A 25,792-nucleotide genomic window follows, 5' to 3' on the forward strand; every position below is an offset into this window, starting at 1 on the left:
TATAATGGGGCCCAAAAATAATGCATTACCATTTTTGGTTTTTTATTCGTTAATCAGAAATGGTTTTTGTATTATCAATATCAACAATGCTAATATTTTTACGGTTTGCCAGAAGAATAATTAATATGTCTGTCAGAAGGCTGTTTCTTAGCACAATATTTTTATTCCGGCATAAGAGAAAGTTTCGTCGGCAAGAACACCGCCATTTTCCCAGGTGGCGGCCAACGGATTAACGTCGGCCGGTATAGCCGTTACGCGGTTGGATCGCCCGGCGTCAACGAGCGCTGAACGGGGCGGGGCAGCTTCTGGCTGATATCGCAAAATGTGGCGGAGTTATCCGTATCTCCGCGCCGGAAAAAATTTATCGGGCGCCGCTCGACAGATTATCCGATCTGGGATAGCTTAATTACGGGCTCGCAAGTCGGGTCCCAGCGTCGCTCGGACGGTCCGGGCGCTCACGTTATTTCGAGGATATTATGGCTGATTTCCATTCTCCGCGCCGTTTTACGCGCATCGATCGTCTTCCCCCTTATGTGTTCAATATTACTTCCGAGTTGAAAATGGCTGCCCGCCGGCGCGGCGAAGACATTATCGATTTCAGCATGGGCAACCCCGACGGCCCGACGCCGCCGCATATCGTGGAAAAGCTATGCACGGTCGCTCAACGCGAGGATACCCACGGCTACTCAACGTCCAGAGGGATCCCGCGTCTGCGCCGGGCGATTTCGCGCTGGTATGCCGATCGCTATCAGGTGGTTATCGACCCCGAAAGCGAAGCCATCGTCACCATAGGTTCCAAAGAGGGGCTGGCGCATCTGATGCTGGCGACGCTGGATCACGGCGATACCGTGCTGGTGCCGAATCCAAGCTACCCGATTCATATCTATGGCGCGGTAATCGCCGGGGCGCAGGTTCGCTCGGTGCCGCTGGTCGAGGGCGTGGATTTTTTCAACGAGCTGGAACGGGCGATCCGCGAAAGTATCCCTACACCGAAGATGATGATCCTGGGTTTTCCGTCCAACCCGACGGCGCAGTGCGTCGAGCTGGATTTCTTCGAGCGGGTCGTCGCGCTGGCGAAACAGTACGGCGTGCTGGTGGTTCACGATCTGGCCTACGCCGATATCGTCTATGACGGCTGGAAAGCGCCGTCGATTATGCAGGTGCCCGGCGCCAAGGATATTGCGGTCGAGTTTTTCACCCTGTCGAAAAGCTACAATATGGCCGGCTGGCGCATCGGTTTTATGGTGGGAAATCCGGAACTGGTCAACGCGCTGGCGCGCATCAAGAGCTATCACGATTACGGCACCTTTACCCCGCTTCAGGTGGCGGCGATTGCGGCGCTGGAAGGCGAGCAGCGGTGCGTGCTGGATATCGCCGAGCAGTACCGCCAGCGGCGCAATGTGCTGGTGCGCGGCTTGCATGAAGCGGGCTGGATGGTGGACGAACCCAAAGCCTCGATGTATGTCTGGGCGAAGATTCCGCAGGCTTACGCGCATTTAGGTTCGCTGGAGTTCGCCAAGCGTCTGCTGTCCGATGCGAAGGTATGCGTATCGCCGGGGATCGGGTTCGGTGACTATGGCGATACGCATGTGCGTTTCGCGCTGATTGAAAATCAGGATCGTATCCGCCAGGCCGTGCGCGGCATCAAGGCGATGTTCCGCGCCGATGGCATATTGCCGCCGTCAAAATCCTCCGCAGGCAAGATTTCCGCCGCCTGAGTCGTCGCCCCGGTCTGTTTAACACCGGGGCGTAATTATCCCCATCGCGTTTTTTCTGTCCCGACCAACGCTTCTTTTCACGCTGATTGCGTAGCGCCGCGCACTTCCCATATTACACCGTCCAAATCGGTTGGCGTCCGCTAGCGGCTATGCCAGCATGCCGTTTACGTTATGTCTTGATTGGTTGCCGGAGCCGGACATGGAGTGGCTGACTGCGTTCGCGCAAGGATGGTATGGAGGGTGGCTGTGCCTATTGACATTCAGCGGGCTGGTGGTCGGCAGCTTCCTGAATGTGGTTATTTACCGTCTGCCAATCATGCTGGAACGTCGCTGGCAACGTGAGGCGCGGGTATATCTGGGGATGCCTGAGCCCGAGGAGGAGTCAGGTTTCAACCTGTTTTGGCCGCCTTCGCGCTGCCCGCACTGCCGGCGGCGGATTGCGCTGAAAGACAACATCCCGCTGTTCAGCTGGCTGTGGCTGCGTGGGCGATCGCGCTGTTGCCGGCGGCCGGTTTGCGGGCAATATCCGCTGGTGGAGTTGCTCGCCGCGCTGGGTTTCCTGACGGCGGGCATGCAATACCTGCCGGGAGAGGCGCTATGGGGGCGGTTGGTGCTGTGTTCCTTTCTGCTGGCGCTGGCGGCGATTGATGGCAAAACGCAGCTGCTGCCGGACAGCCTGACGTTGCCGCTCTTGTGGCTGGGACTGTTGTTTAATTTCTCCGCAACCTTTGTTTCGCTGGATGAGGCGGTCGTGGGGGCGGTTGCGGGCTACCTGTCTCTGTGGCTGCTGTATTGGGGAGTGAAGCTTCTCAGCGGCAAAGAGACGCTGGGCTACGGCGATTTTAAACTGCTGGCCGCGCTGGGCGGCTGGCTGGGATGGCGGGCGCTGCCCAATCTGCTGCTGATCGCCGCGCTGAGCGGGTTGATGATTACGCTGTTGTGGCGCGGGCTACGGCGGGAAAAGGCCGACCGGCCGCTGGCGTTTGGGCCCTGGCTGGCGCTGGGGGCGTTGGCTCACTTGTAGGTATAATGAAATTTAGCCCGGCGGTTTAAAACAGCGCAGAAATGTCGGACGGGAGAATAATGGCGGCCATAAAAATAGGCTGACGGCGTAACCCCGTCAGCCTGCTTAATTGTTTCTTTGGTTAGCTTCCTGCCCTGCGGATTAGTGTCTGTCGGGCAAATGGTCGATGGTTATTCCACCATCAGCATAAACGTACTCGCCCAGACAACCAGACAAAATGAGATACCCATAAAAAAATATTTCACCGATATATTCTCCAGCAGAAACCACGCCAGCAATGATCCCGATTGTGCGTTTTATTATGGAAGGAAAATGTTTACACCGGTTGCCGGTTCGCAGCAGGGAAACAGCTTCCCATTGTCATCACCGGAGCACGCTCCGATCATAACGGGATCGGCGCTAAATCTACGCCGAGTAGGGGGCATAATTCAAGAGGTCTCAGGCACTATATTTACCGAAATAGCATTAAAAAGCGTTGGGGTTTTATTCCCGGCATTTGGCGGTCTGCGGGCGATTTCGCCATCGCTTCGCAGGTAAATCGGGCAATGGCGGTTATCTCTGTTATTATTGCGGCAAAATCACGCGCCGTACGCTGTACTGGCGTCGCCTTTCGTCATGTTGCCTTTGGTAATAATAGAGTAATCACTGTGAGCACAACCTCTTTTTCCTCCCTCGCGCTGCCCGCCGGGCAGTTATCCAACCTTAATGAGCTGGGCTATAGCGCCATGACGCCGGTGCAGGCGGCGGCGTTGCCGGCCATCCTGAGCGGCGCCGATGTGCGCGCCAGGGCGAAAACCGGCAGCGGCAAAACGGCCGCCTTCGGCATCGGTTTGCTCAATCACATCGTGGTCGGGGAGTTTACTACCCAGGCGCTGGTGCTGTGTCCGACGCGGGAACTGGCGGATCAGGTGAGTAAGGAGCTGCGCCGTCTGGCGCGTTTTGCGCAGAATATCAAGATACTGACCCTGTGCGGCGGGCAGCCGATGGGACATCAGATCGACTCGCTGGTGCATGCTCCGCATATCGTGGTGGGAACGCCGGGACGTATTCAGGATCACCTACGCCGGCGTTCGCTATCGCTGGAGGCCCTGAAAGTGCTGGTGCTGGATGAGGCCGATCGGATGCTGGATATGGGGTTTACCGAAGCCATTGATGACGTGATTGGCTATGCGCCGTCCGACCGTCAGACGCTGCTGTTTTCCGCCACCTATCCGCCGGAGATTGAGCAAATCAGCGCGCGCGTGCAGCGCCGGCCGGTGAATTTTGAAGTCGCCGACGACGGGGATAAGCCCGCCATCGAACAGCGTTTTTATGAAACCGACAAAGAACGGCGCGTGCCGCTGCTGATTGCTCTGCTGAGCCACTACCAGCCCGCTTCCTGCGTGGTGTTCTGTAACACCAAGCGCGACTGTCAGAGCGTGTTCGACGCGCTGGATGCGCGCGGCATAAGCGTGCTGGCGCTGCACGGCGATCTGGAACAGCGCGATCGCGATCAGGTACTGGTGCGTTTTGCCAATCGCAGCTGCCGTGTGCTGGTGGCCACCGACGTCGCCGCCCGCGGTCTGGATATCAAGGATCTGCAACTGGTGGTGAATTTCGAGCTGGCTTTCGACCCCGAAGTGCACGTGCACCGCATAGGCAGAACCGGTCGCGCGGGGATGGAAGGGCTGGCCGTCAGCCTGTGTACTCCGCAGGAAATGAGCCGCGCCCATCTGATAGAGGATTATCTGGGGATACGCATTAACTGGACGCCGGCGGCGGAGATCGGTCGCGGCGCAGCGACCCCGCTGGAGCCGGAAATGGCGACGCTGTGCATCGACGGCGGTCGAAAAGCCAAAATCCGTCCGGGGGATATTCTCGGCGCTCTGACCGGAGAGGCAGGACTAACGGCGGCGGAGGTCGGTAAAATCGATATGTTCCCGCTCCACGCCTATGTCGCTATCCGCAATGCCAGCGCCAAACGGGCGCTGCAACGGTTGCAGCAGGGGAAAATCAAAGGAAAAAGCTGCAAGGTGCGGCTGCTGAAGTAAGCCGCGCAATCACCTGCGTCCGATATTGCCCTGTCATCTACGCAAAGCAGGGCAATTCCCATCTTGCCGACGGTTACTGCGCGGCGAATTCCGCGCTGGGTTGCAGGGTAAAGCCTTCCCCGGTGTTGCCGCTGATGCGTAAGAAGCGGGTTTCTCCGGCTTTCAGGAACGGCGTCTGACTGCCTGAGGTATCGCGCCAGACGCAGGCGTTATTATAATAGCCATCCTGCCCCAGACTGACCCTATGCTGCCCGACGGGTATCCTGAACTCGGCTTTCTCCGCCGAGGCGATGGAGCCGGCGAATTCATTATCGATCATCACGCCGATGCGGCAGGTGCCCGCCAGCCAGCCTTTATCCCGCACGACCACCAGCGTCGCATAAGGCGTGGTCGGGGTGTTCTGATACAGCATCAGGCGGCTGGGGGGAACGGACCGAACATCATTTAGCCTGGGCTGTGACGTACTGCAACTCACGGCCGCCAGCGATAACAGCAGGGGAAATAGATAGCGCATTAAGGGTAACCTGATGAAAAAGTGAAAAATCGAGTATAGCAGCAACGGCCGCCGATCAGCATGGCCGGTACGCTCGGTTAAGTCTTAATTTGCCTGCGTCGCCCGCGGTATTTTCCCTGGCTATAGCCATCTTTGACGGTGGGAACGATAAAACCATGCAGCTTGGCGATGCTGTCGGATGACACGCGAGCGACGGTATCGAGCGTGTAGCGGCCGTTCTGGGTTTTAAGCTGTCGCAGAGTCTTTTGCGTGGGGCTGTTGCGGATGTTGCACAATGCCATGCGCCAGTGGCTGTCTCCCTTTTTCCCCGTACGCGGCGAGTAGGATTTTGCGGCAATTGCGTCTATGCTGAGTGCTGAAATACGGGACTGTCCCTACTGTCTACTTAATGAACTGGAATAAGGAACAACACTTTGGCTGGAGCAAGTTTACTTACGCTGCTGGATGATATTGCCACGTTGCTTGATGATATTGCGGTGATGGGAAAAATGGCGGTTAAAAAAACCGCCGGGGTATTGGGGGACGACCTCTCCCTGAATGCCCAGCAGGTGAGCGGCGTTAAGGCGAACCGCGAATTACCGGTGGTGTGGCGGGTGGCGAAAGGCTCTTTTCTTAACAAGCTGTTTCTGGTGCCGGTGGCGTTGCTGATCAGCGCGTTTATCCCCTGGGCCATTACTCCTTTGCTGATGATCGGCGGCGCCTTCCTCTGCTATGAGGGAGTGGAGAAGGTGATGCACAGTCTGCATCGGGATAAAGCGGAAAAAACGCCGGAAGCCCGGCAGCAGCGATTACTGGCGGCGGCGCAGTCCGCCGACACCGCGGGCTACGAAGACGACAAGGTGAAAGGGGCGATACGTACCGATTTTATCCTTTCGGCCGAGATTGTGGCGATTACGCTGGGCATTGTGTCGGAATCGCCGCTGCTCAATCAGGTTCTCGTCCTGTCCGGTATCGCCATGCTAGTGACCGTCGGCGTATACGGCATTGTGGCCGGTATCGTCAAGCTGGACGACCTGGGCCTGTGGCTGGAACAGCGGGCGTCCTTCGTGGCGCAAAAGGTGGGAGGCGCGCTGCTGGTGGCGGCGCCCTGGCTGATGAAGATCCTTTCCGTCGTCGGGACGCTGGCGATGTTTTTGGTCGGCGGCGGCATTGTGGTTCACGGTTGGCCGCTGCTTCATCACGCCGTTACCGATTTAGGAGAGAAATTCGGCGGCTTTGGCGCGGTGCTGACGAACAACCTGGCCAACCTGATTATCGGTTTTATCGTCGGCGCAGTCGTACTGTTTGCGGTAACGGTGATATCCCGTTTACGCGGCAAGAAATAAGTTAGGCGATATGGTGAGCGACATCAGAGCGGAATAGTATCTGCTCTGGTGTTTATTTATCGCGTGATTGAAAGAAACTTGCCTTTTAAAATAACGTTAACCTTCCGGTGGAAAAATATTAATTAACCGCCGCGAACGTTTATATTAATCGTATTGTAATTATTGAGTTTTTATTTTTATCCTGATGTTTTATTAGCCATGCTTATGTTTTTTAAAGCGGTTTGAATATGGCGAAGCAGCAAAATAAGCCGATAAAAACCGATAAATCCCCGCCGTCTTTATCCCGCCTTTGAGAGTCCCAGTCTAGAGATAAATTGGCTATAGATAGTTTTTTTTCTCATTTTACAATGGAATAGCGGTATGTTTTTTTATGGCTTCTTTGTTTGATTCCATATTGAAAATCAGGGCATAAATACCCCTGCAGCGCTTGCGCTGCACTATATTGTTCAGCAAGCGATACCGCCACGGATGCCGGGACAAAGATATTCATCAACTCAATTCGTACCCGAATTAATTAAAGGATAACGATGAAAGATAATGAATCTTTTCGGCAGTTTATCGAGCGATTGAGAAATGAGGGCGAACTCATTGATTTCAGACAGCCGGTAGATATTCGCCATATTGCGACATTGGTCGATCAGTCCGATAAGGCCATCATGTTTCACCATGTCATCGGCTACGATATCCCGGTTGTTTCCGGCATCATCCGTTCGCAGAAGCGGGTCATCATGTCGATGGGGTGTCAAACCTATCAGGAAATAGAGGGCAAGCTGCAAAAAGCCATCGATAATCCGCTCCCGCCGACGCGGGTGGCAACGTCCCCCATACAGGAGGTGGTGCTTGAGGGAGACGATATCGATCTGTACAAGCTGCCGATTCCCATGAGTTCGATCTATGACGGCGGCCCGATGATCACCGCCGGGGTGGTAATTGCCCGCGATCCTGAGTTCGGCCTCAATTCCGGCATCTATCGTTTTATCGTCAAGGAGAAGGACCTTACCGGCATCGATCTCGTTACCCCGAATAATATGCGGCTTTTCGCCCAGCGGGCGTTCGAGGCCGGAAAACCTTGTCCCATTTCTATTTCGATCGGCACGCATCCCTATGAAATCATGGGTTCGGGATTTCGCGCGCCGCTCGGCGTCGACGAAATGGCGATTGCCGGCGGACTGCGCGAGACGCCGGTCGAGCTCGCGCCCGGCCACCTGATCGACGTGCCCTGTATCGCGGATGCGGAAATTGTTATCGAAGCGGAAATCCTGCCGACGGGATGGGTCTATCCGGAAGGCCGCTTCGGCGAGTTTACCCGGCTGATGGGCGGCCTGCACTGGAACCCGATCGTGCGGGTAAAGGCGATCCGCAGGCGCAAGGACGCCATTTATTATGCGCTGCATATGCCGTGGGAGAATACCTGGCTTGCCGCGCCTACCCGTTACACGCAGATTCGCCAGGCGCTGAAGACGGCGGGGGTGGCGGTCAAGGATATCAACGTCACCTTGGGGGGATGCGCCTTCTGGCACGCGGTGATCTCCATCAGAAAACAGGCGGGCGAGGGGAAAAACGCCTTGCTCGCCGCGCTCTCGGTTATGGATCTCAAACATGTGGTGGTGGTTGACGACGATATCGACGTCTTCAATCCGGTGGACGTCGAATGGGCCATCGCCACCCGCGTGCAGGCGGACAAGGATCTCGTCATTATCAGCGGCGCGCGCGGCAAACCGCTGGATCCCAGCCTGCCGGTGATGCCGCCCGGCGTGGTGCCGACCACGGCGAAACTGGGGATTGACGCCACCATTTCGGAGGGGATCCCCCATGAGCGCTTTGAGCGCATCGCTTACGCCTATGCGGATAGCGCGCGGCTGGAGGAGTATATCGCCGGCAAAGCGGACGTGGACGGAACCACGGCAAGTGATGCGCAGATCGACGCCGTAGCCGATGAGATCCTGAGCATGATCCGCACCGAGCCGCGTTTCTATACCGACATCGCCGATACGCTTGGGCGCTATAACTTCGAAACCGTCGCCCGCGCCCTGGGCAAACTGCATAGTACGCAACGGCTGTGGCAGGATGCCCGCGGGCGAATGTGCGAGCGCGGGTCAGAGTTTGCCGTGCGCTTTCCGCAGTAAATGCGTCGTTTATTTACCCCCAACGTCAGACCTTCTTATCTTCGGGAAATATTATGCTAACGAAACACGCCATACTTATCGGGGCGCTGATGGCCATCAGCGGACTGTTTTCGGTTGCCGCCGCCCAGGAGTCCGTCATCAAAATCGGCGCGGCGCAGACATCGGCCGCGTCGCTGCCGATTATCGTTGCTGACCAGGAGGGGTTACTGAAAGCCGAGGGGCTTTCCTATCAACGTTTCGATTTCAAAGGCGGCGGCCCGGCGATTCAGGCTCTGGCATCCGGCAGCGTTGATGCGTGCATCTGCGCGGTCGAACATGCGGTTCGCCTACAGGAAAGGGGGCTGGGGGGAAAGGTGCTGGTCTCCCTGGCTGACCGCCACAGCTACGCGTTGCTCGCCGGGGCCGGTTTGTCCGCAACGCGTCTCGCGGATCTCAAAGGGCAAAAAATCGGCATCACCTCCGCGGGCAGCCTGACGGATACCACGGTGCGCTACGCCATTCGCCAAATCGGCCTCGATCCGGATAAGGATTTTAGCCTTATCGCCGTTGGCCGCGCCGGCGCGCAGCGGGCGGCCATCCAGGCCGGCGCTATCTCCGCCGGCATGTTCACCACCCCGGATATCCAGATCACCCTCGCCGATAGCGGCAAGTTCAAGATCCTGGAAGATTACCGCACGCTGGCCTACCCCTCGCAGGGGCTGATCGTAACGGACGCCTGGCTGGAGAAAAATCCGCAGCGGGCCGCCGCCCTTTCCCGGGCCATCACCAAGGCGCTGGCGATTATTCATCAGGATCCGCATGTGCTGACCAAGGCGCTTAAAGAGATGTTCCCCGAGGTTAAAGACGACGCGCTTATCCGGCAGATCGTTACTGACGTCACCTCCGGTTACCTGTCGACCGATGGCGTGCTTTCTCCGGAGAGCTACGCCACCCTTGGCGAGATTGTTCGCGCGGTAAACCCGAACCAGAACGTCTCCCCATACCGGGATATCACCATTAACACGCATCCCTGAGAGGGGGTTAATGCTTTTCGCAACCATGTTCGGGAGCCGTCATGCCCAAGACAACCCTGCCCGGGAGCACCATAAGCGTACGTAATAATGCCGGCTTGCCCGCGCGGCGGTGGTGCCGCAGTTGGCGTTGATTATCGTGCTGCTTTTGCTCTGGGAACTGGCCTCATACCATCTGTACAATCCGTTCTGGGGCAGCCGCCCCAGTATGATTGCCGAGCGCCTGTTCGAACTGGCGCTCAGCGGACATCTGTGGCTGCACACCTCCATCACGCTGCTGGAAGCCGCCGCCGGACTGCTGCTGGCGGCGATTGTCGGCGTGCCCGTCGGCATCGGGCTTGCCTGCGCGCCGCGGCTGGCGCGCCTACTCGATCCCATCATTATGGGGCTGTATGGCCTGCCGCGCGTGGCGCTGGCGCCGCTTTTTATTCTGTGGTTCGGCATCGGCCTGTTTTCCAAAATCACCATGTCGTTCACCATGGTGATCTTTATCTTTATTCTCAATGTGATGGAGGGCATCAGAACCATTGATGCCGACCAGATCGACCTGATGAAATCGATGCGCGCAGGACGGTTATATATCGCCAGAACCGTGCTTTTTCCCGCGGTGGTGCCGTGGATCCTGGCCTCGTTTCGCATCGGCGTCGGCCTGGCGCTGATTGGCGCGGTGGTCGGGGAACTGATCGGGTCCAACCGGGGTCTGGGCTGGTACATTGAAAGCTCCGGCGGCCAGCTCGATACCACCGGGGTGTTCAGCGGTCTGGTTGTGCTTATGATTCTGGCCATGCTCGCCAATTACCTGATCGGCTTTATTGAAAAGAGGATGATCCGGTGGCGTTAATGACCAATATTCATCAGGCGGCGGGAGCGAGCGATCCCCGGCAGCCTTATCGCGCGGAATTGCGCGATCTTCGCGTCGCCTTTCCCCTGGCGGATGGCGCACAGCTTGAGGTTCTCGCGGGGGTTTCGCTGACGGTGGCGGAAGGCGAATTCATTGCCATCGTCGGCCCGAGCGGCTGCGGAAAATCCACCGTGCTGCGCGCGCTTTGCGGTTTGCTGCAACCTTCCGGCGGCATCAGCATGGTGGATGGTAAACCGGTAACGGGCACGCCGCCCGGCGTGGGCTTTATGTTCCAGAAAGATGCGCTCCTGCCCTGGAAAACCGTGAGCGGCAATATTCGCATCGGCGCCGAGCTGGGCGGGATGCCGGCGGAGCAGCGGGACGAGCGCATTGCCGCGCTGATAACGCTTCTGCGTCTGGATGGTTTTGAGCATGCCTGGCCGCATCAGCTCTCCGGCGGGATGCGCCAGCGCGTTTCTTTGGGCCGCCTGCTGGCCTACCAGCCCTCTTTGATGCTGATGGATGAGCCTTTTGGCGCGCTTGATTACCAAACCAAGATCGCCATGGGCAGGGAACTGCTCAGGGTGTGGGAGGCGGAACGCCGTTCGATTATCTTTGTCACCCATGATATTGAGGAAGCGGTGGCCCTCGCTGACCGGGTGATCGTCTTCAGCGCCCGTCCGGCAAGCATCATCGCGGATTACCGCGTTACCTTGCCGCGGCCGCGCCACCTGCGCGCTCTGCGCGGCGCTCCCGCTTTTATCCAACTTACGGAGGCCATCTGGTCCAATTTGGCGCTGCCTTCCTGAATGTCGCGGCGGACTGGTTTTAATTTTTTTAATAAGCGACGCCGTAAACGGCATTTAAATTTAACCGGCCGGCGATGGACTGGATGCCGTATTGAATGCAGAGACGCCTGGTCTGTTATTTAAGGTATAGGGAAAGGTGATATTAGTCGCTAACGATTATTAGCGGCTAAAAAAACGATATACCCGTCATACTTCAAGCTGCAGATGCGTTGGCTGCGTTCAGTCACCCGAATCACTTACTTGAGTAAGCTCATCGGGATTCCTTCCCTTGCCGCCTTCCTGCAACTCGAATTATTTAGGGTATAGCGGAAAATTAGATGGAAAAATCTTCCAGTTTTTTGCCGCTTTCCAGCGCGGCTGTTATGGCTTTTGGCGTTCGCCCCTGACCGGTCCAGGTTTTTTCATCGCCGTTCTCATCAATATATTTGTATTTAGCGGGGCGGGGATGACGTTTTGCTTTGGCCGGTTTAGATTTTACGCTTTCCAACAGTTCCGCCGGGTCTATACCGTCTTCAAGCAATTTAGCGCGAATCGCTTCCAGTTTGGCCAGCCGCGCAGCCTGCTCCTTTTGAACTTTGCTTTCTTCTTCACGGCGCTCTTCAACAATGGCGGTGAATTTGCTTAACAGATCTTCAAGCACCTCAAGATCGGTATCTCTGGCCTGAGCACGAAGAGAGCGGACATTATTGAGGATATTAAAACTCATCATGGGGTTTCCTTATGTTGAAAAGACATTATCAGCATACAAGATATTTGGCGCTAAAACGAGATCGATGTATTGCTATATAAATATTACCTTGTGTTAAATCTGAATTTCATTCAAATATAACAGGTCAGCTATAAGCTATCGCCTTATGCCGCTTGCCGGAAAATCAGCTGAATATTTATTTCTCCTATTGTTCACTCACAATTAATTGATCATATCCCATATCATTTAAATGACCGCGCAGGTAAACCGACCTGGCCGTAAAAGAAAACTAACAGGGATTTACCTGTCGGACGATTTTTAGTTTTGGGGATTATTGCCGCCAATGACTATGACGCGACAAATAGGGTTAATGCAGGCGCCGGACGTTGGGGATGATGGGGTTGTTGTGGTCGGTGCGCGCCGCTTGGCGAGTGATGGTGTCCCCGACTGGAATCGAATTTATTTATTAATTGTTTGTTTTTTAAGTGATTTATTTTTTGTGTGTTTTTATTTATACATGTGCTTATACGTGAATAAAAATTCGGTGATGCCTCCAATCAGTAGATCATGTATTTTTCGATGAAGGCACGAATGACCTCTCCATGCAGTTCTACAGAGCGCGAGAAGCGGACTAGTCTGTTTATTCGGGTTCTCAGCGTCAGGTCGTTACGTTCAATACGTTGAGTAAATATTTTGTGGGTCAGATGTTTTTCTTTGGGAACATCTCTGGCCTAACTCCCGCTGTCGTCGCTGGTTATCATGCAGATTTAAAGGGATGAGCCGCGCCAGCAATTCACGGCTGGTTTCACCGTTCGCGGCCAAAGGTGTCGGTCAGTACGTCACCTGTTTTTGTTTTGTACTCGAAACAGATCCAGTGCTGATGGGTTTTACTACCGACAAAACTCCATTGCGCATCAAGCTTGCAGATCAGCATCACTTCAGCATGGGCTACCGGAGAGGAAGTTATTCATCGTGGCGAGTGTTTTTTAAAGTGCGAATGGCGGTGTAATGCCGATTTCAGCGTCCGGGGGGAAACCTGAGCAGAGTTGCGATGGGTGCAATGATTGTTGACGCTGGCCATGGAAGAACCTCACAAGCGGACGTTATACATCAGATTCAACCAATCATAGACACGACTAGAAATGCTAAGGCCGAGTGATGATGTTGTGCATTTACAATTCTTTACCTTCTGAGTCGAGTAATTATATAGTGATAATGAGTGATAAATACGACTAAATATTATTGAATATGATGGGAGGACTATTAAACAAAACACTATTTACCTATATGTGAAAATCCCCTCTATTTACAAGATGTACTCTACATGTAAATCTATATACATCTTACGAACTCCTTTTGAATCTGAATTTATCTCATGGGTATCGTGCGGCTAAAATAAAAATGGTAAAGGTGTAGTTATGGGTGCTTATTTAAATAAAGGCAAAGAAATACGCTTGATTCGATTAAAGGATGTAATGGCCAAAACCGGGCTTCCGCGTTCAACGATTTATCACAGAATGAAGGATGGTCGATTCCCGCTTAATGTATCGATCGGGGAAAGAACGGTGGCGTGGGTAGAGCAAGAAATTATCGATTGGATTAATAGCAATCTGGTAAATAGGAAAGGAGTGGAGTAATAAAATGAAAAAAATAGAACACTGTAAATACGACAAAGCCATGAACATCATCGCGGCTTATCATCCGGTTCCATTTGAACCTAAATACGGGGATGGCGGTTATGCGATCCGGGTAATTGAAATCTATCGCCTGTTTAAAATGGAGCGCTCATTAGCCGAACTGGAAACTCTGACCGGCTATAACATGCCCAGCTACATGTGTGACCCGGACGAAATCAACGTCCTGATAGAGCGTGGCACGGCGATTTGTGTTACCGCGCAAAAAGCCGTTGATGAAGCTCAGAAAGGCGTTATCCGATACGGCGGCGAGGCTGATATCCTTCACCAAAATATGCCTGATACCAGGGAAAGCCTTGTTTCCATGAAAGAAGCCATGAGGCAGATGCAGGAGCGGCGGTTACAGGCACAAGATGATTTTGAACGGGCTAAATTAATTTACCAGGCGCGATACGGATTATTAGGTTTATTACGCCCCGTTGTGGAAGCAATGCTGAAAAAGAACATCAAAGGCTTTATGAATAAGGTGATGGAAAAGCTGCCGGTTGCTTCTTTACCTGAGTATGCTTATAAAATAAGCTCTTATTCTGATGGTTTAAGCTGTGAATCCCATATTTATGCCTGGTCGGCAATGGATGAATTACAAAAAGCGGTTGAAGAGATATTAAAATGCTGTCGTCACCCCATAGATAAATATGAGTTAAATAATAATGGGATCGCAAAATCTGAATTATGCCGTTTGTATTACGGTCATGACGGTGAACTATTTCGCCAACTCATGCCGGTAAATGATTATGTGAAATTAATGATAGAAACGTTAGAGGCCGAACAATATAAAAATAGCATGATGCGAAACGCACTGTAATTCACCGTATTACCCCATTTTTATAAAAGGATATTTTATGCATCACGTTAATGCTCCTGCATTGGCGGGGGAATTTCATCGCAATTTTACCCGCGGCGCAAGTTATTTAAGCAGCAACAAAAAAACGTTTTCTGTATCAGAAGAGGCAGAAAATAAATTACGCGTCGCCTTACTGGAATCCGGCTGGATGATGCAGGGCATCACCTTGATGGATATGGCGGAAGAAAGCGGTCAGGCGATCACCATTGGGGATAGCAGCCTGCATACCGGGCGTGCGATGGAGGGGCGATTTAATAAGCCGCTGGCTGTCAACGGTACGCCGTATGTGCTGGTTGAAACGGATTCCTGCGCATCGCTGTCGTATGAGCAAATGTCACTCATTGCCAACGTAGGCGGGATTGACCATTTCACCCGAACGGTGGCGGCGTTCTTTGAACGGGCAATGGCGTTAGATATTTTGCGCATCGGGCTAAATGGCGCGTTTCTCAGCCCGGAAACCAATCCCGCGAAGTACCCCAAAGGGGAAGATATCAATCTTGGCTGGCATGCCGTTGCCAAACAATTTAATGGCGGCTCACAAGTGCTGACTGATGCGATCGCCCTGGGAAATGGCGGCGACTTCCCGCACCTGGATGCACTGGCCAATCACCTGATCACCCAAAAGATACCGGAAGGCTTGCGCGAAGATCCGCGCCTGGTGGTATTGGTGGGCGCTGAACTGGCTGCTGCGGAACGGCTACGGCTGTTCAATATGGCAGACCGGCCAGCGGATCTCGCCGCCGCGCAGATGGCCGCCAGTTCAGTGGCGGGGCGCTTTGCCTTTGTTCCGCCGTTTATGCCGGGTAAACGGCTGGCCATTACCACGCTGGAAAACCTGCACGTCTACACGCAAAAACACAGCCGCTACTTTCGGGCTGAATTCATTGATGATCGTTCCGTATATGAGCATAGCTACTGGCGTAATGAGGGGTATGCGCTGGGGGATGGTTATCTGTATGCCGCTGCCGATGAGCAGGCCATCACGCTGTTGCAGTGAGGGAGCATATGAACGATTCACAGTTAACGACCGGCTGGTTTTGCGTGGCCACCGAAGGCGCAACCATTGACGGGCGCTATATCGATCCGGCCTGGCTGAAAGACATGGGGGCGACCTACAACCCGGCACGCTATACCGCGCTGATTTGGGGCGAGCATAAACGCAATGGCGATAACCTGGGGGAAGTGCTGGCCGCAAAACACGAGGTTATTGAAGGCGAATCCCGGCTGTTTGTGCGCATTCGTCCCACGGCGCAACTGGTCAGCTACAACGAGAAAGGGCAAAAGTTGTTTTGCTCGATTGAGATTGAAGAGGATTTCCCCGAAGCGGGGCGGTTTTATCTCAGCGGGTTGGCGGTAACGGACAGCCCCGCCAGTGTGGGAACGGATCGCATCCGCTTTAGCGCTAATCGGGCGTATTTCTCACGCCGTGGGAAACGCGCCCGGCTCAGCCAGCCGATCCCCTGCCGGTTTTCGCTGTCGCCGTCCGGCTGGTATTCAGCGATATCAGGCGGCTAAACGCAGGCAAAAAAATACCCGGTGCGGTAGGCACCGGGTAACACTCCCTTGTCATCTAACGTCATGGCTCGTCACTGAGCAGGAAACACTATGTACGCGATAACGCACCCGGTCAATCACCGGCATTCGGATAAAAATTGCTTGCTGTCGTTAGAAAACGCGGGGTATAGTCTGCCCGTTGCCGCAAAATCGGCAACCGGGCGTGGAAACCCGTGTAACTCGTTGGCGACACCAGACGCGCCTTGCGTCTTTTTTATTGTCGCAGCCTTAGTACACCTATTTTTTACGGCATCGATCCGTACCGAATCAATGGTGGCTCAGGCGGGGCAGCCTACGGGCTGGCCGGTATCCAACGAGGCCGGTATTTCCACCCCCGTCTGGGCTACCACCAATCATGAGCGTGGAAACTCTGGTGGTAGCAATTTAGCTACTCGTTGGAGGTTGACGCCATGTCATCTACCCCTACCCAAACTCACCCTGAATTTGTCTTTTTATTTCTTGCCGTGCGCCGTACTGATGTTCACGCCGTCCCGCACCGTGAAACCGTTATTGCCCCGAATGAACGTAGCGCCCGCCGTCTGCTGGCGCGTGACTATGTGCTCGCTTTTGCTGGCCGTCTGCCGGTTGAGGGGGCGCGTCATGTTTGATAACACGCCGCTGGAACTCGAAGAAATCATCGACCAATGCCGGGCGCTGGCGTATGCGCTGGTTGAACTGGAACAGCCCCAGGCCAAAGAAATTCTGGCCTTTGTTCTATGGGAGCGGCTGGACAACTTGCACCGCGCTTTTCACCAGCCGGTAGCGGGGGGTGACCATGACTAATCCCCTTTTCCCTTGCGGCTACACGCAGAACGGCGAAGAACGTATACACCGTGCCTTACAGGCCACCGAGTGCATGGCCGATCTGTTACGCCACCATGCCGATCACCCCAATAAGCCGCTTAATTCGGACGGCCTTGCCGCCATTTTTGAATGTGTTCGTGACCAGATCAATGGCGCGGTAGAAACCAGCGCATTCTTTGCCGGAGGGGAACGCCATGAGCGCAATTAACATGCCGACCTCACCGGCTTTCAAAATGGCGCTGCTGCGCCATTACATCGCCAGCGCCTTTATTGAGGCCATGACTGCCCAACACGGCCAGGCGGTTTATGTGCTGAACGGTAGCCGCATTCCGCTGACCGCCGACAAGGTGGCGATTAACATCATTCGCCATCTTGAAGCGCCCTATATCGACCAGTTCGGCTGTGATATGGGGCAACCGATGGTGGCGCAGACGCTGTATGAAATGCTCGAACCGGGCTTTATGCGTGAGGCGGTGCGCCTGTCGGCGTATGGCTACCTCTGCTTATCGGCGGTGTACGCGGAGATTGCCAACGGCGCGACGGATGGCGAATTGCCGCCCGGTGCCGTGGTGGAAACGCTGACGGCGGGAGGAAAGGTGCAATGAGCAGACCCAAACTCTCCGAGACGGTCAAGGCGGCAAGCAACCGCTGGGCGCAGATATTACCGGCGCTGGGGATTACGATTCCGGCTAACGGCAGGCACGGCGCCTGCCCGAAATGCGGCGGCACCGACCGTTTCCGCTTTGATGATAAGAACGGGCGCGGGACGTGGTTTTGTTCGCAGTGCGGCAACGGCGACGGGCTGGATTTGGTGCAACTGGTCAGCGGCGGCGACAACAAAACCGCTGCCGATGCGGTGGCGTCCGTGCTGGGCTTACCGGAAGTGCAACACCCGACAACTCCGCCCGCTAGGAAAGAAGCCGACGAAGCCGAAAAGCGCCGCCAGTTCAGCGTCGCCTATCGCAAACTGCGGGCGACCTGTGAGACAGGCGAAAGCGCCTATCTGACCAACAAAGGCTTAACGGGGCACGGCTTGCCCCTGATTGGGCAGGAGAAACAGAGCGGCGGCGTGGCATTTCCTGCCGGTTCACTGCTGCTGCCGCTGACTGACGTTGACGGCCAGGTGACCGGGGCGCAGCTAATCAGCCCGCTAGGGGATAAACGACTGCTGGCCCATTCCACCCTGGCGGGCAGCTTTATTGCCCTGCAACCGCTACCGCTGGATGTGCCGGAGCAGGTCACTATCACCGAGGGCTACGCTACCGCGCTGACGGTGGCGGCACTGACTGAGGGCGTCACGGTGGCGGCTGTTGCCGCCAGTAACTTGCCGAATGTGGCGCAGGCGTTCCGTCAGCGCTGGCCGGATGTGCGGCTGGTGATAGCCGGGGATAACGACTTTGACGACGGCAAGGAAAACACCGGGAAACAGTGGGCGGAGAAAGCGGCCAAAGCGGTGGATAGCTGGGTATCGCTGCCGCCGACGCGCTATAAAGCGGATTGGGATGATTTCAGGCAGGAGCATGGCCAGGAGCGCACCAAAGAGGCGTTGCGCGAGGAAATGATTTTGTTTGGCAAGGGCAAAACCCGTCTGCCGCAAGGCTTCCGGCTGACCAAAGAATACCTGTGGTTTGACAAACTGGTGAACAAGTCGGACGGCGATACGGAAATCCGCAATATCAAGCTGTGCAGCCCGGTACGGGTGACGGCTATCACCTGCGATATGGACGGCAGCAACTACGGCCGCCTGCTGGAATGGGAGGACACCAACGGCGTAAGCCGCAAATGGGCGATGCCGATGGAGCTATTAGGCGGCAGCGGGGAAGAGTTGCGCCGGGTACTGTTGGTTAACGGCCTGTCGTACATCAACACCAACGGCCAGGCGCGGGCGCACCTGATGGAATACCTTTCTCTGTGCAAGCCAGACCGCAAGGTGACGTGCGTCAGTAAAACCGGCTGGCACGGCTCGGTGTACGTGCTTCAGGATGAAGTGATAGGCGAGGGGGCGGAATCGGTGATTCTGCAAACGTCCAGCGTTCAGGGGCGGGATTTTCGCACTGCCGGAACGTTGGCTGACTGGCGCGACCAGGTGGCGCGGTATTGCGTGGGTAACGCCCGCGTGGCGTTTGCCGTCAGCCTGGCCTTTGCCGCGCCGCTGCTAAAGCTGGTCGGCGTCGGGGGCGGCGGCTATCACCTGAAAGGGGAATCGACGGATGGCAAAACTACCACCATGAAGGTGGCGGCGTCGGTGTGCGGCGGCGCGGATTTCTGGCACACCTGGCGCTCAACCGGCAACGCGCTGGAAGGCACGGCCAGCCGCCGTAACGATGCCACGCTGATGCTTGATGAAATCCGCGAGGTAGACGGACGCGAGGCCGGGAATATCGCCTATATGCTGGCCAACGGCCAGGGTAAGGCCAGAGCCAGAACGGACGGCAGCGTAAGGGAAACGAATCGCTGGTGCCTGCTGTTTCTCTCTACCGGGGAACTGTCGCTGGTTGAACATGCCGCTAATGCCGGGGAACGCACCTATGCCGGGGTGGAAGTGCGTATGGTGCAAATCCCCAGCGATTCGGGTAAGTACGGCGTGTTTGAAGAGCTTCACGGCTTTTCGGGCGGTAAGACGTTGGCCGAGCATTTAGAGCAGGCGGTAACGGAATACCACGGCGCGGCGTTCCGCGAGTGGTTGCGCCACCTAACGGCGGATTTATCCGGCATGACGGCGAAAGCCAAAGCGCTGCTGAAAACCTACACCCGCGAGTTAACCCCAGCGGAGGCGGGCAACCAGGTGGGGCGGGCGGTGACGCGCTTTGCGCTGGTGGCGATGGCGGGCGAACTGGCCACCGAAGCGGGGATAACTGGCTGGCCTGCCGGGGAAGCGCTACGGGCGGCAAAAGTCTGTCTGGATGCGTGGATGGTCGATCGCGGCCATGTGGCCAATCAGGAGGAAGCCGCCGCGCTGGAGCAGGTGAAAGACTTTATCACCCGTAACCAGTTCAGCCGCTTTGCCGACTGGCACAACGAATACAGCCGCCCGGCCAATCTGGTGGGCTTCCGGCAAGTGGCCAAAGGCCATAACACAGAGGATGCGGTAACCACGTTTTACGTGCTGTCGTCGGGCTGGAAAGAAATCTGCAAAGGGTTCGATGCAAAGAAAGTGGCGCAGCTTTGCGCCAGGGCGGGGTATCTGGATTTGCCGGAAGATGCTGCCCGGACACAGAAAAACATCCGCCTGCCAGAAATAGGCGTCAAGCGGGTGTACCAGTTTAATAGCAGCGTATTGGGGTAATACTCTCGCGTGAATCTTATTTTTCTGAGGTAACAGAGGTAACACTGGTAACAAGTAGACAGAACAAGGGCTGAACGTGTTACCAGTGAATAAAGGTCAGTGGTAACACTGGTAACAAAAAGCAGTTTGTTACCGCTGTTACCAGTAATGAAAATTCAGTGGTAACAGAGAAAAGTCTTTTATATCAAAGCTGTTACCAGTGTTACCGCTGTTACCACACGCAGAGAAGAGAAACATATTAAAAATGGCCGTCCGTTAAGGCTTTATTTCTGGCGGGCGGGGTTAACAGAATGGAAGGAGTGAGTGATATGAGGATAATGCGTGTTTATTGCCCGGAATGCGGCACGGTGGCCAGGGTGAAGAAAACCCATCGGAAGCATCCGCATATCTCAGATATTTACTGCGCCTGTACCGATGTGGAATGCGGGCATACCTTTGTGATGAATATGACGTTCTCACATACGCTTAGCCCCAGCGCCAAAACCCACGGGCATGTGATTAAGAGCGTGATAGACGGTATCGCGCCGGATAAGCGCAAGGAGATGATCGACATGCTGAGGCAGGCGCAGGAGGACGACAAAAAGGCCGAAAACGTGGACGAGCCGGAAAATTCCCTGGTTGTGGTGCGGCGTAAAATTGGGGAGAAATAAAGCGCGTAACGCCGCATTGGCCATTCTCATTTTTTCAGTTATTCCAACATCATTACTCGTCTGTAAGCCCCGTCCGGCAAGGGATTGCCGGAACGGCGGCGCACTGTCTTTCCCGCCTATTTTTTTTCATTACGCCACACAAAATCGCATCGTGTCTTTAAATTCAAAGAGATAGCGTGATTTTTTGCAAATTTTAGAATTGACGAAAAACGGCAAAACTGAAAAAAGCTGAAATTTGTTTCAATGATTTCAGTTGGCATCGGAACGCACCAACCCAGCCACGGCGCGGGCTGGCGGGTTGGTTTGTAGAAAAAGAAAATTGAAAAATTTCTATGATCCGAAAACCGCAGGCGGGTGCGGTGTAGTGCCGATTTTGTCATGTGAGTGTTTATTTGTGTTGGCACTGATTGCGTTAGCGGGGCGTGGTTGAGATATCTTGCAGAAGGTAGTATTTTTAGTTAATAGCTAAATACGAAGCGTATAGTGTGATTGAGAACGATTTAACACGTTAACGCCTGAGTCACTATACTTAGCGCATGTTCTGTGTATGGGTTAGGTTCAGGTATAACTGATGACTATTTTTCAGGAAGCTCTATGTTTCAGAAAAAATGTGATATCGATTTTTGAAGTATCAGCAGAACGCTTGATTTTTAGATTTTATTGGCTTTTTGTTCTATATGCTAAGGAGGAACAATTGATAGATTCATTAATTCTAAAAAATTATAAAAACTTTAAACTCTTAAAGTTAGATGATCTGAAGCGGATTAATATTTTTTCTGGAAAAAATAACACGGGAAAAACATCCGTATTAGAAGCGATTTTTATGTTTTATGATCGTGCTTCTCCAGATCTAACAATTAAATCCAATGTATGGCGAGGTGTAACAAATATTGAGCTTAGCCCATCTTATCTATGGCAACCTTTTTTTTATAATTTTGATTTAAGTGAGACCGTTTCTATAGAGATTACGGATTCTGGACACAAGGGGAAGGCTGAATATAAACATGTGGAAGAAACTGTTCAAAACTTGACCATTCCTAAAGACTCTATTATAAGAAATAAAATAGAATCTTCTGGTAATATATTAATGGGATCATTAGAGTCAAGTTATTATGGAGATAAGGACCGGTCTGTTGGTAAAACATCATTATTTGTCAATAATAATCAATTAAATATGAATGTTAATGATTTGATGGGAGTCACGAAAGAAACAATATTTTTGAATTCATCAGCTAGAGGTAATGGACAACATGATGCTGAAAGGTTAGGTAAACTTGATATAGAAGAAGGTTTAGATGAAATAACAGATTATCTGCGTATTATAGAACCCCGACTAAAGAGCGTTAGTATCGTACCTAAAGGTTCACACAGTATAGTCTATGCGGATATTGGATTGAAAAGGAAAATACCTTTATCTTCCATGGGGGAAGGGATTAATAAATTTCTTTCAGTTCTAGTCTCTTTGCTCACAAATAGTAAAGGTATTGTTTTAATTGATGAAATTGAAAATGGGATACATTATTCTTTTTTTCCTAAAATTTGGGAAATAATAGATAAGGTTTCTAAAGATAAAAAAACACAAGTCTTTATCACTACGCATAGCAATGACGTTATTAAAGGTGTGTATTCGTACTGGAAAGAGAATTCACAAGATATTTCTGTGAAAGATAAGGATCTTTGTTTTATTCGGTTTGATGAAATAAATAAAAATATAATTCCTAAATATTATGATAGCTCGGCTCTTAATGCTGCGGTTGATCGTGAATGGGATGTTAGATGATGATAGAAAATAAAAAGTTACTTCTTGTTGAGGGAAAGGATGAAGAAGGTTTTTTTGAGGCCCTTTGTGATTTTTTAGGAATTGGTGATATTAAGATTATTAAAACTAATGGGAAAGAGAGATTTAAACCAGAGTTTGATGCTATAATTAATGCGCCTGGATTTGAGATCGTTACTTCATTAGGGATTGTACGTGATGCTGATAATACAATGGCTGGTGCAATTAGCAGCATTAATAGTTCTCTTAAGAAACATAACATGCCCCAACCTCAAGGTCATAATACATTTTCTAGTAATGAAAAAATCAAGGTTGGTATATTTATTGCTCCAGGGTTTCAGGATAATGGAATGCTTGAAAACTTGGTGTTAGAAACAGTATTAACACATCCAGTTAAAAAATTCAGCGATAAGTATATTGATGATCTTAAGGGAAATCTAGCTCCGACAGTTGATGACTGCCAATATAATTTTCCTAGAAATGAACATAAAGCTAGGCTTCATAGTTTCTTAGCAGGGATGGAGCACTACGTGCCAAGCTTAGGAATTGCAGCTCAGAAAGGATACTTTAATTTGGCAAGTGAGTCTTTAAATGATATTAGTCATTTTTTAAGATCTTTATAGATGGGAATGGATAATTAAACATGATTACACTGTGAGCATTTTATTAAAAAATGTCCATACCACTGCAACATTTCCCTACGCCTTTCCAGATACTGCGCATGATTATAAGTTCCACGGATGGAATTTTTATCAACATGCGCAAGTTGGGTTTCAATCCATGCGCTGTTAAATCCATGTTCGTGCAAAATGGTACTCATGGTATGCCTGAAGCCATGACCGGTAAGCCTGCCGTGATAACCCAGCATCTTGATCACTTTATTAATCGCGGCATCGCTCATCGGCTTTCTAGTGTCATTTCGGCCAGGAAAAACAAGCTGATAATAACCAGTAAGCACTTTCAGTTCTTTCAGAATAGCAATCGCTTGTGTGGATAGCGGCACCAAATGCGGGCGGCGTTTCTTCATACGTTCTTTGGGGATCTCCCATAGCGCATTCTCTAAATCAAACTCAGCCCATTCAGCCGAGCGTAATTCAATGGTTCTTACTCCGGTCAGCATTAAAAGCTGAGTGGCGTATTTTGTGATCTGGCTTCCTTTGTAATTATTGACTGCCTTAACAAAGTCGGGCAGTTCACTTTCGGTGAGGAACGGGAAATGATTGCTCTTTGGCTTGTTCATGGCGCTGGCCAGATCCGGTGCCGGGTTATACATAGCGCGTCCCGTTACCACCGCGTAACGGAATACTTCACCACAGCGGCGGCGAATCTTGCTGGCTTGTTCCAACGCACCACGTTTTTCGATCTTTTGCAGAACGGACAAGAGTTCAAGCGGTGTGATCTGGTCTATCGGGCGTTTACCCAGGAACGGAAAAATTTCTTTTGCCAGATAGTGTATAACTTCTTTGCCATACCCTTCTGACCAGGTAGCGAGTTTTGAGGTGTGCCATTCTCTCGCTACTACTTCAAAGGTGTTTTCCGTAGAGAACTGCAAAGAGAGCTTATCCGCTCTACGGGCGTCGCTGGGATTAATACCGTTGCCTAACATGGCTCTGGCTTCATCACGTTTCTTACGAGCGTCGGCAAGAGACACGGTATCGTAAGTGCCAAACGAAATGAGTTTAGGCTTACCGGCGAATCGATAGCGGAAGCGCCAACCCTTTGTCCCTTTGGTATCAATCAGTAAAGACAGCCCGTTGCCGTCATTGAGTGTGTAGGGTTTGTCCTGGGCTTTCGCCTTCTTTATTTTTAGGTCGGTTAGCAGCATGTGTATAAGAAAAAGATCGAACTGAGTGTATACACGATTCTATACGCATATGTGTATAGCTTCTACAAGATTTTATGGTATCAGTTAAGACAGGGGGTTGATTGTATTTTTTGTTTTTAAAGGGTTTTTTAGACGATTGGAGAATGTGTAAGATAGTGTTCTGGTGTCCCCGACTGGAATCGAACCAGTAACTAGCCCTTAGGAGGGGCTTGTTATATCCGTTTAACTACGGGGACTTAGCGCGGAGCCATTATACGCATTTTGGCCCCGATAATAAGCACTTGACTGCTCGTTTGCTCAAAGTGTCAGCACTCAGGCCGCTTTTTTACCCGTCGCCGGTTTTTCCCCGCCGCCTGTCGGCGCTTTCTTGTTTTGGCTGCTCATATCGTTACGGATTTGGGCATGGCTTATCAAGGCGAAAATAAAGGTGCCGCCGATAATGTTGCCCGCCAGCGTCGGCAGCGCAAAAGGCCAGAGAAAATCCTGCCAGGTGATTTGACCGATAAACACCAGGTAAAAAATTTCCGAGGCGCCGGCGACAATGTGGGTGAGGTTGCTGAAAGCGATCAGCCAGGTCATGATGATGATGATCCATATTTTGGCTGAACCGGAGCGGGGGAGCATCCAAACCATGGTGGCGATAATCCAGCCGGAAACCACCGCGTTGGAGAACATTTCACCCGGCGAGTTTTTCATCACTTTCAGGGAAAGCTCGATTAGCGCATCGCGGGTGGCGCCGTCAAAAACGGGCATATAGGTGAACGCCAGCGCCGCCAGCGCCGTACCCGCCAGATTGCCGCCCAGCACCAGCCCCCATAGCCGGGACAGCAGATAAAAGTTATGCCGTGCCGGGTTTTGCATGATGGGCAGTACCGCGGTCACGGTATTTTCGGTAAACAGCTGCTGGCGCGCCATAATAACGATGACAAAACCGATGGTGTAGCCAAAGCTCTGCAGTAAAAAAGCGCCGGGTACGCCCACCAGATTGATGTGCAATATGCCGATGGCCATAAACGACGTCCCCATGGACAGGCCCGCGGCGACGGCCGACCAGAACAGCGCCATGGCGTCACGTTCCAGCTCTTTCTGTCCTTCCTGGCGGATCTCTTCATGGATGGCGGCGGCGGGAGAGGGCAGGATATCTTCATCAATCTCGATCTCTTTTCCCTGGCTTTTTTCTTCGCTTTCGACTTCGTTATCATCATTCCGCGGCTTGGCTTTTTCCTTATGAATAGGCTTTTTCGCTGACGGTTGATTCATCTGTGTTCCCTCT

The 25,792-nt window shown here is 52.8% G+C and carries 26 protein-coding genes, 1 tRNA gene and 2 pseudogenes; 21 read left to right on the forward strand and 8 right to left on the reverse strand.

All coding sequences use genetic code 11. The features are described from left to right. Positions 1–476 precede the first annotated feature (476 nt). Both alaC and EH206_RS06560 read left to right on the forward strand, forming a co-directional pair. Positions 477–1,718, forward strand: coding sequence for an alanine transaminase (gene alaC / locus EH206_RS06555; protein WP_009112002.1), 1,242 nt, complete (start codon positions 477–479; stop codon positions 1,716–1,718). Positions 1,719–1,917: 199 nt separating this feature from the next. Further along, a complete protein-coding gene (locus EH206_RS06560) occupies positions 1,918–2,742 on the forward strand; it encodes a prepilin peptidase (RefSeq protein WP_009112003.1) in 825 nt (274 codons plus the stop codon). A 170-nt stretch (positions 2,743–2,912) separates the two neighbouring features. On the opposite strand, the gene ypdK is transcribed toward EH206_RS06560, so the two are convergent. After that, positions 2,913–2,972 carry a membrane protein YpdK gene (ypdK, locus tag EH206_RS23610; RefSeq protein WP_369750665.1) on the reverse strand — a complete coding sequence of 20 codons (60 nt, stop codon included), beginning with the start codon at positions 2,970–2,972 and terminating at the stop codon, positions 2,913–2,915. A 417-nt stretch (positions 2,973–3,389) separates the two neighbouring features. Here ypdK and dbpA point away from each other — a divergent pair, with 417 nt between their 5' ends. Further along, the gene (gene dbpA / locus EH206_RS06570; protein WP_009112004.1) at positions 3,390–4,772 is read left to right on the forward strand and encodes an ATP-dependent RNA helicase DbpA; all 1,383 of its coding nucleotides are present in this window, start codon (positions 3,390–3,392) and stop codon (positions 4,770–4,772) included. 73 nt (positions 4,773–4,845) lie between these two features. On the opposite strand, the gene EH206_RS06575 is transcribed toward dbpA, so the two are convergent. Next, positions 4,846–5,286, reverse strand: coding sequence for a hypothetical protein (locus EH206_RS06575; RefSeq protein ID WP_136163921.1), 441 nt, complete (start codon positions 5,284–5,286; stop codon positions 4,846–4,848). A gap of 77 nt (positions 5,287–5,363) precedes the next feature. Further along, the gene (locus EH206_RS06580; RefSeq protein WP_040342993.1) at positions 5,364–5,567 is read right to left on the reverse strand and encodes a hypothetical protein; all 204 of its coding nucleotides are present in this window, start codon (positions 5,565–5,567) and stop codon (positions 5,364–5,366) included. A 132-nt stretch (positions 5,568–5,699) separates the two neighbouring features. On the opposite strand from EH206_RS06580, the gene EH206_RS06585 reads away from it, so the two are divergent. The 5 genes from EH206_RS06585 (at position 5,700) to EH206_RS06605 (ending at position 11,397) form a co-directional block, all read left to right on the forward strand. Continuing rightward, the gene (locus EH206_RS06585) at positions 5,700–6,611 is read left to right on the forward strand and encodes a DUF808 family protein (protein ID WP_009112006.1); all 912 of its coding nucleotides are present in this window, start codon (positions 5,700–5,702) and stop codon (positions 6,609–6,611) included. 527 nt (positions 6,612–7,138) lie between these two features. Further along, positions 7,139–8,737 carry a UbiD family decarboxylase gene (locus EH206_RS06590; protein WP_009112007.1) on the forward strand — a complete coding sequence of 533 codons (1,599 nt, stop codon included), beginning with the start codon at positions 7,139–7,141 and terminating at the stop codon, positions 8,735–8,737. Positions 8,738–8,790: 53 nt separating this feature from the next. After that, positions 8,791–9,750, forward strand: a complete 960-nt coding sequence (locus EH206_RS06595) for an ABC transporter substrate-binding protein (protein WP_009112008.1) — start codon at positions 8,791–8,793, stop codon at positions 9,748–9,750. Positions 9,751–9,862: 112 nt separating this feature from the next. Beyond that, positions 9,863–10,588: an ABC transporter permease gene (locus tag EH206_RS06600; RefSeq protein ID WP_369750655.1), complete on the forward strand. Its 726-nt coding sequence runs from the start codon at positions 9,863–9,865 to the stop codon at positions 10,586–10,588. Next, positions 10,588–11,397 carry an ABC transporter ATP-binding protein gene (locus EH206_RS06605; RefSeq protein ID WP_040342996.1) on the forward strand — a complete coding sequence of 270 codons (810 nt, stop codon included), beginning with the start codon at positions 10,588–10,590 and terminating at the stop codon, positions 11,395–11,397. Before EH206_RS06600 ends, EH206_RS06605 begins: the two co-directional genes overlap by 1 nt. A gap of 313 nt (positions 11,398–11,710) precedes the next feature. Here EH206_RS06605 and EH206_RS06610 read toward each other — a convergent pair whose 3' ends face one another. Beyond that, positions 11,711–12,106, reverse strand: a complete 396-nt coding sequence (locus tag EH206_RS06610; RefSeq protein ID WP_009112012.1) for an H-NS family histone-like protein — start codon at positions 12,104–12,106, stop codon at positions 11,711–11,713. Positions 12,107–12,642: 536 nt separating this feature from the next. Then, positions 12,643–13,052: pseudogene (locus EH206_RS06615) on the reverse strand (IS1 family transposase); the annotation flags it as partial. Positions 13,053–13,503: 451 nt separating this feature from the next. Between EH206_RS06615 and EH206_RS06620 the strand changes: the two are divergent. The 13 genes and pseudogenes from EH206_RS06620 to EH206_RS06680 all read left to right on the forward strand — a co-directional run bounded on the left by EH206_RS06620 (position 13,504) and on the right by EH206_RS06680 (position 23,317). Next, positions 13,504–13,722 (forward strand): helix-turn-helix transcriptional regulator, encoded by a 219-nt coding sequence (locus tag EH206_RS06620; protein ID WP_009112013.1) that lies wholly within the window; start codon positions 13,504–13,506, stop codon positions 13,720–13,722. A gap of 4 nt (positions 13,723–13,726) precedes the next feature. Beyond that, on the forward strand, positions 13,727–14,584 hold the full coding sequence (locus EH206_RS06625) for a hypothetical protein (protein WP_009112014.1): 858 nt from the start codon (positions 13,727–13,729) through the stop codon (positions 14,582–14,584). A 37-nt stretch (positions 14,585–14,621) separates the two neighbouring features. Continuing rightward, positions 14,622–15,620 carry a P2 family phage major capsid protein gene (locus tag EH206_RS06630; RefSeq protein ID WP_009112015.1) on the forward strand — a complete coding sequence of 333 codons (999 nt, stop codon included), beginning with the start codon at positions 14,622–14,624 and terminating at the stop codon, positions 15,618–15,620. Between the two features lie 8 nt (positions 15,621–15,628). Beyond that, positions 15,629–16,138 (forward strand): GPO family capsid scaffolding protein, encoded by a 510-nt coding sequence (locus EH206_RS06635; RefSeq protein WP_009112016.1) that lies wholly within the window; start codon positions 15,629–15,631, stop codon positions 16,136–16,138. A 90-nt stretch (positions 16,139–16,228) separates the two neighbouring features. After that, positions 16,229–16,504, forward strand: a pseudogene (locus EH206_RS06640) (ash family protein); the annotation flags it as partial. Between the two features lie 83 nt (positions 16,505–16,587). Then, positions 16,588–16,785 carry a host cell division inhibitor Icd-like protein gene (locus EH206_RS06645; protein ID WP_136163925.1) on the forward strand — a complete coding sequence of 66 codons (198 nt, stop codon included), beginning with the start codon at positions 16,588–16,590 and terminating at the stop codon, positions 16,783–16,785. After that, entirely contained in the window at positions 16,778–16,960 is a 183-nt protein-coding gene (locus EH206_RS06650; RefSeq protein ID WP_009112017.1) for a hypothetical protein, read from the forward strand. The genes EH206_RS06645 and EH206_RS06650 overlap by 8 nt, the downstream gene beginning before the upstream one ends. After that, a complete protein-coding gene (locus EH206_RS06655) occupies positions 16,953–17,189 on the forward strand; it encodes a hypothetical protein (RefSeq protein ID WP_009112018.1) in 237 nt (78 codons plus the stop codon). Before EH206_RS06650 ends, EH206_RS06655 begins: the two co-directional genes overlap by 8 nt. Further along, a complete protein-coding gene (locus tag EH206_RS06660; RefSeq protein WP_009112019.1) occupies positions 17,176–17,586 on the forward strand; it encodes a hypothetical protein in 411 nt (136 codons plus the stop codon). The genes EH206_RS06655 and EH206_RS06660 overlap by 14 nt, the downstream gene beginning before the upstream one ends. Further along, positions 17,583–20,267, forward strand: coding sequence for a DUF927 domain-containing protein (locus EH206_RS06665; RefSeq protein ID WP_009112020.1), 2,685 nt, complete (start codon positions 17,583–17,585; stop codon positions 20,265–20,267). The genes EH206_RS06660 and EH206_RS06665 overlap by 4 nt, the downstream gene beginning before the upstream one ends. 308 nt (positions 20,268–20,575) lie before the next feature. Beyond that, a complete protein-coding gene (locus tag EH206_RS06670; RefSeq protein WP_009112021.1) occupies positions 20,576–20,917 on the forward strand; it encodes an Ogr/Delta-like zinc finger protein in 342 nt (113 codons plus the stop codon). Between the two features lie 571 nt (positions 20,918–21,488). Beyond that, positions 21,489–22,697, forward strand: a complete 1,209-nt coding sequence (locus EH206_RS06675) for an AAA family ATPase (RefSeq protein WP_009112022.1) — start codon at positions 21,489–21,491, stop codon at positions 22,695–22,697. Next, positions 22,694–23,317, forward strand: a complete 624-nt coding sequence (locus EH206_RS06680; protein ID WP_040342998.1) for a DUF3226 domain-containing protein — start codon at positions 22,694–22,696, stop codon at positions 23,315–23,317. Before EH206_RS06675 ends, EH206_RS06680 begins: the two co-directional genes overlap by 4 nt. Before the next feature lie 14 nt (positions 23,318–23,331). Here EH206_RS06680 and EH206_RS06685 read toward each other — a convergent pair whose 3' ends face one another. The 3 genes from EH206_RS06685 to EH206_RS06695 form a co-directional block, all read right to left on the reverse strand. After that, positions 23,332–24,519, reverse strand: a complete 1,188-nt coding sequence (locus EH206_RS06685) for a tyrosine-type recombinase/integrase (RefSeq protein WP_009112024.1) — start codon at positions 24,517–24,519, stop codon at positions 23,332–23,334. 161 nt (positions 24,520–24,680) lie between these two features. Then, positions 24,681–24,755 (reverse strand) — tRNA-Arg (locus tag EH206_RS06690). 76 nt (positions 24,756–24,831) lie between these two features. Next, the gene (locus EH206_RS06695) at positions 24,832–25,779 is read right to left on the reverse strand and encodes a formate/nitrite transporter family protein (RefSeq protein ID WP_009112025.1); all 948 of its coding nucleotides are present in this window, start codon (positions 25,777–25,779) and stop codon (positions 24,832–24,834) included. Between the last annotated feature and the right edge of the window lie 13 nt (positions 25,780–25,792).

It is taken from the genome of Brenneria nigrifluens DSM 30175 = ATCC 13028 (assembly GCF_005484965.1).
Classification (GTDB): domain Bacteria; phylum Pseudomonadota; class Gammaproteobacteria; order Enterobacterales; family Enterobacteriaceae; genus Brenneria; species Brenneria nigrifluens.

Bases quoted from the DNA above. Each gene is read 5' to 3' on its own strand.
- EH206_RS06670 (WP_009112021.1), top strand. From the start codon at position 20,576: ATGAGGATAATGCGTGTTTATTGCCCGGAATGCGGCACGGTGGCCAGG.
- EH206_RS06635 (WP_009112016.1), top strand. From the start codon at position 15,629: ATGAACGATTCACAGTTAACGACCGGCTGGTTTTGCGTGGCCACCGAA.
- EH206_RS06685 (WP_009112024.1), bottom strand. From the start codon at position 24,519: ATGCTGCTAACCGACCTAAAAATAAAGAAGGCGAAAGCCCAGGACAAA.
- EH206_RS06660 (WP_009112019.1), top strand. From the start codon at position 17,176: ATGAGCGCAATTAACATGCCGACCTCACCGGCTTTCAAAATGGCGCTG.
- EH206_RS06675 (WP_009112022.1), top strand. From the start codon at position 21,489: ATGACTATTTTTCAGGAAGCTCTATGTTTCAGAAAAAATGTGATATCG.
- EH206_RS06645 (WP_136163925.1), top strand. From the start codon at position 16,588: ATGTCATCTACCCCTACCCAAACTCACCCTGAATTTGTCTTTTTATTT.
- EH206_RS06610 (WP_009112012.1), bottom strand. From the start codon at position 12,106: ATGATGAGTTTTAATATCCTCAATAATGTCCGCTCTCTTCGTGCTCAG.
- EH206_RS06695 (WP_009112025.1), bottom strand. From the start codon at position 25,779: ATGAATCAACCGTCAGCGAAAAAGCCTATTCATAAGGAAAAAGCCAAG.
- EH206_RS06630 (WP_009112015.1), top strand. From the start codon at position 14,622: ATGCATCACGTTAATGCTCCTGCATTGGCGGGGGAATTTCATCGCAAT.
- EH206_RS06620 (WP_009112013.1), top strand. From the start codon at position 13,504: ATGGGTGCTTATTTAAATAAAGGCAAAGAAATACGCTTGATTCGATTA.
- EH206_RS06560 (WP_009112003.1), top strand. From the start codon at position 1,918: ATGGAGTGGCTGACTGCGTTCGCGCAAGGATGGTATGGAGGGTGGCTG.
- EH206_RS06655 (WP_009112018.1), top strand. From the start codon at position 16,953: ATGACTAATCCCCTTTTCCCTTGCGGCTACACGCAGAACGGCGAAGAA.
- EH206_RS06575 (WP_136163921.1), bottom strand. From the start codon at position 5,286: ATGCGCTATCTATTTCCCCTGCTGTTATCGCTGGCGGCCGTGAGTTGC.
- EH206_RS06595 (WP_009112008.1), top strand. From the start codon at position 8,791: ATGCTAACGAAACACGCCATACTTATCGGGGCGCTGATGGCCATCAGC.
- EH206_RS06650 (WP_009112017.1), top strand. From the start codon at position 16,778: ATGTTTGATAACACGCCGCTGGAACTCGAAGAAATCATCGACCAATGC.
- EH206_RS06665 (WP_009112020.1), top strand. From the start codon at position 17,583: ATGAGCAGACCCAAACTCTCCGAGACGGTCAAGGCGGCAAGCAACCGC.
- EH206_RS06590 (WP_009112007.1), top strand. From the start codon at position 7,139: ATGAAAGATAATGAATCTTTTCGGCAGTTTATCGAGCGATTGAGAAAT.
- EH206_RS06625 (WP_009112014.1), top strand. From the start codon at position 13,727: ATGAAAAAAATAGAACACTGTAAATACGACAAAGCCATGAACATCATC.
- alaC (WP_009112002.1), top strand. From the start codon at position 477: ATGGCTGATTTCCATTCTCCGCGCCGTTTTACGCGCATCGATCGTCTT.
- EH206_RS06605 (WP_040342996.1), top strand. From the start codon at position 10,588: ATGACCAATATTCATCAGGCGGCGGGAGCGAGCGATCCCCGGCAGCCT.
- EH206_RS06580 (WP_040342993.1), bottom strand. From the start codon at position 5,567: ATGGCATTGTGCAACATCCGCAACAGCCCCACGCAAAAGACTCTGCGA.
- EH206_RS06680 (WP_040342998.1), top strand. From the start codon at position 22,694: ATGATGATAGAAAATAAAAAGTTACTTCTTGTTGAGGGAAAGGATGAA.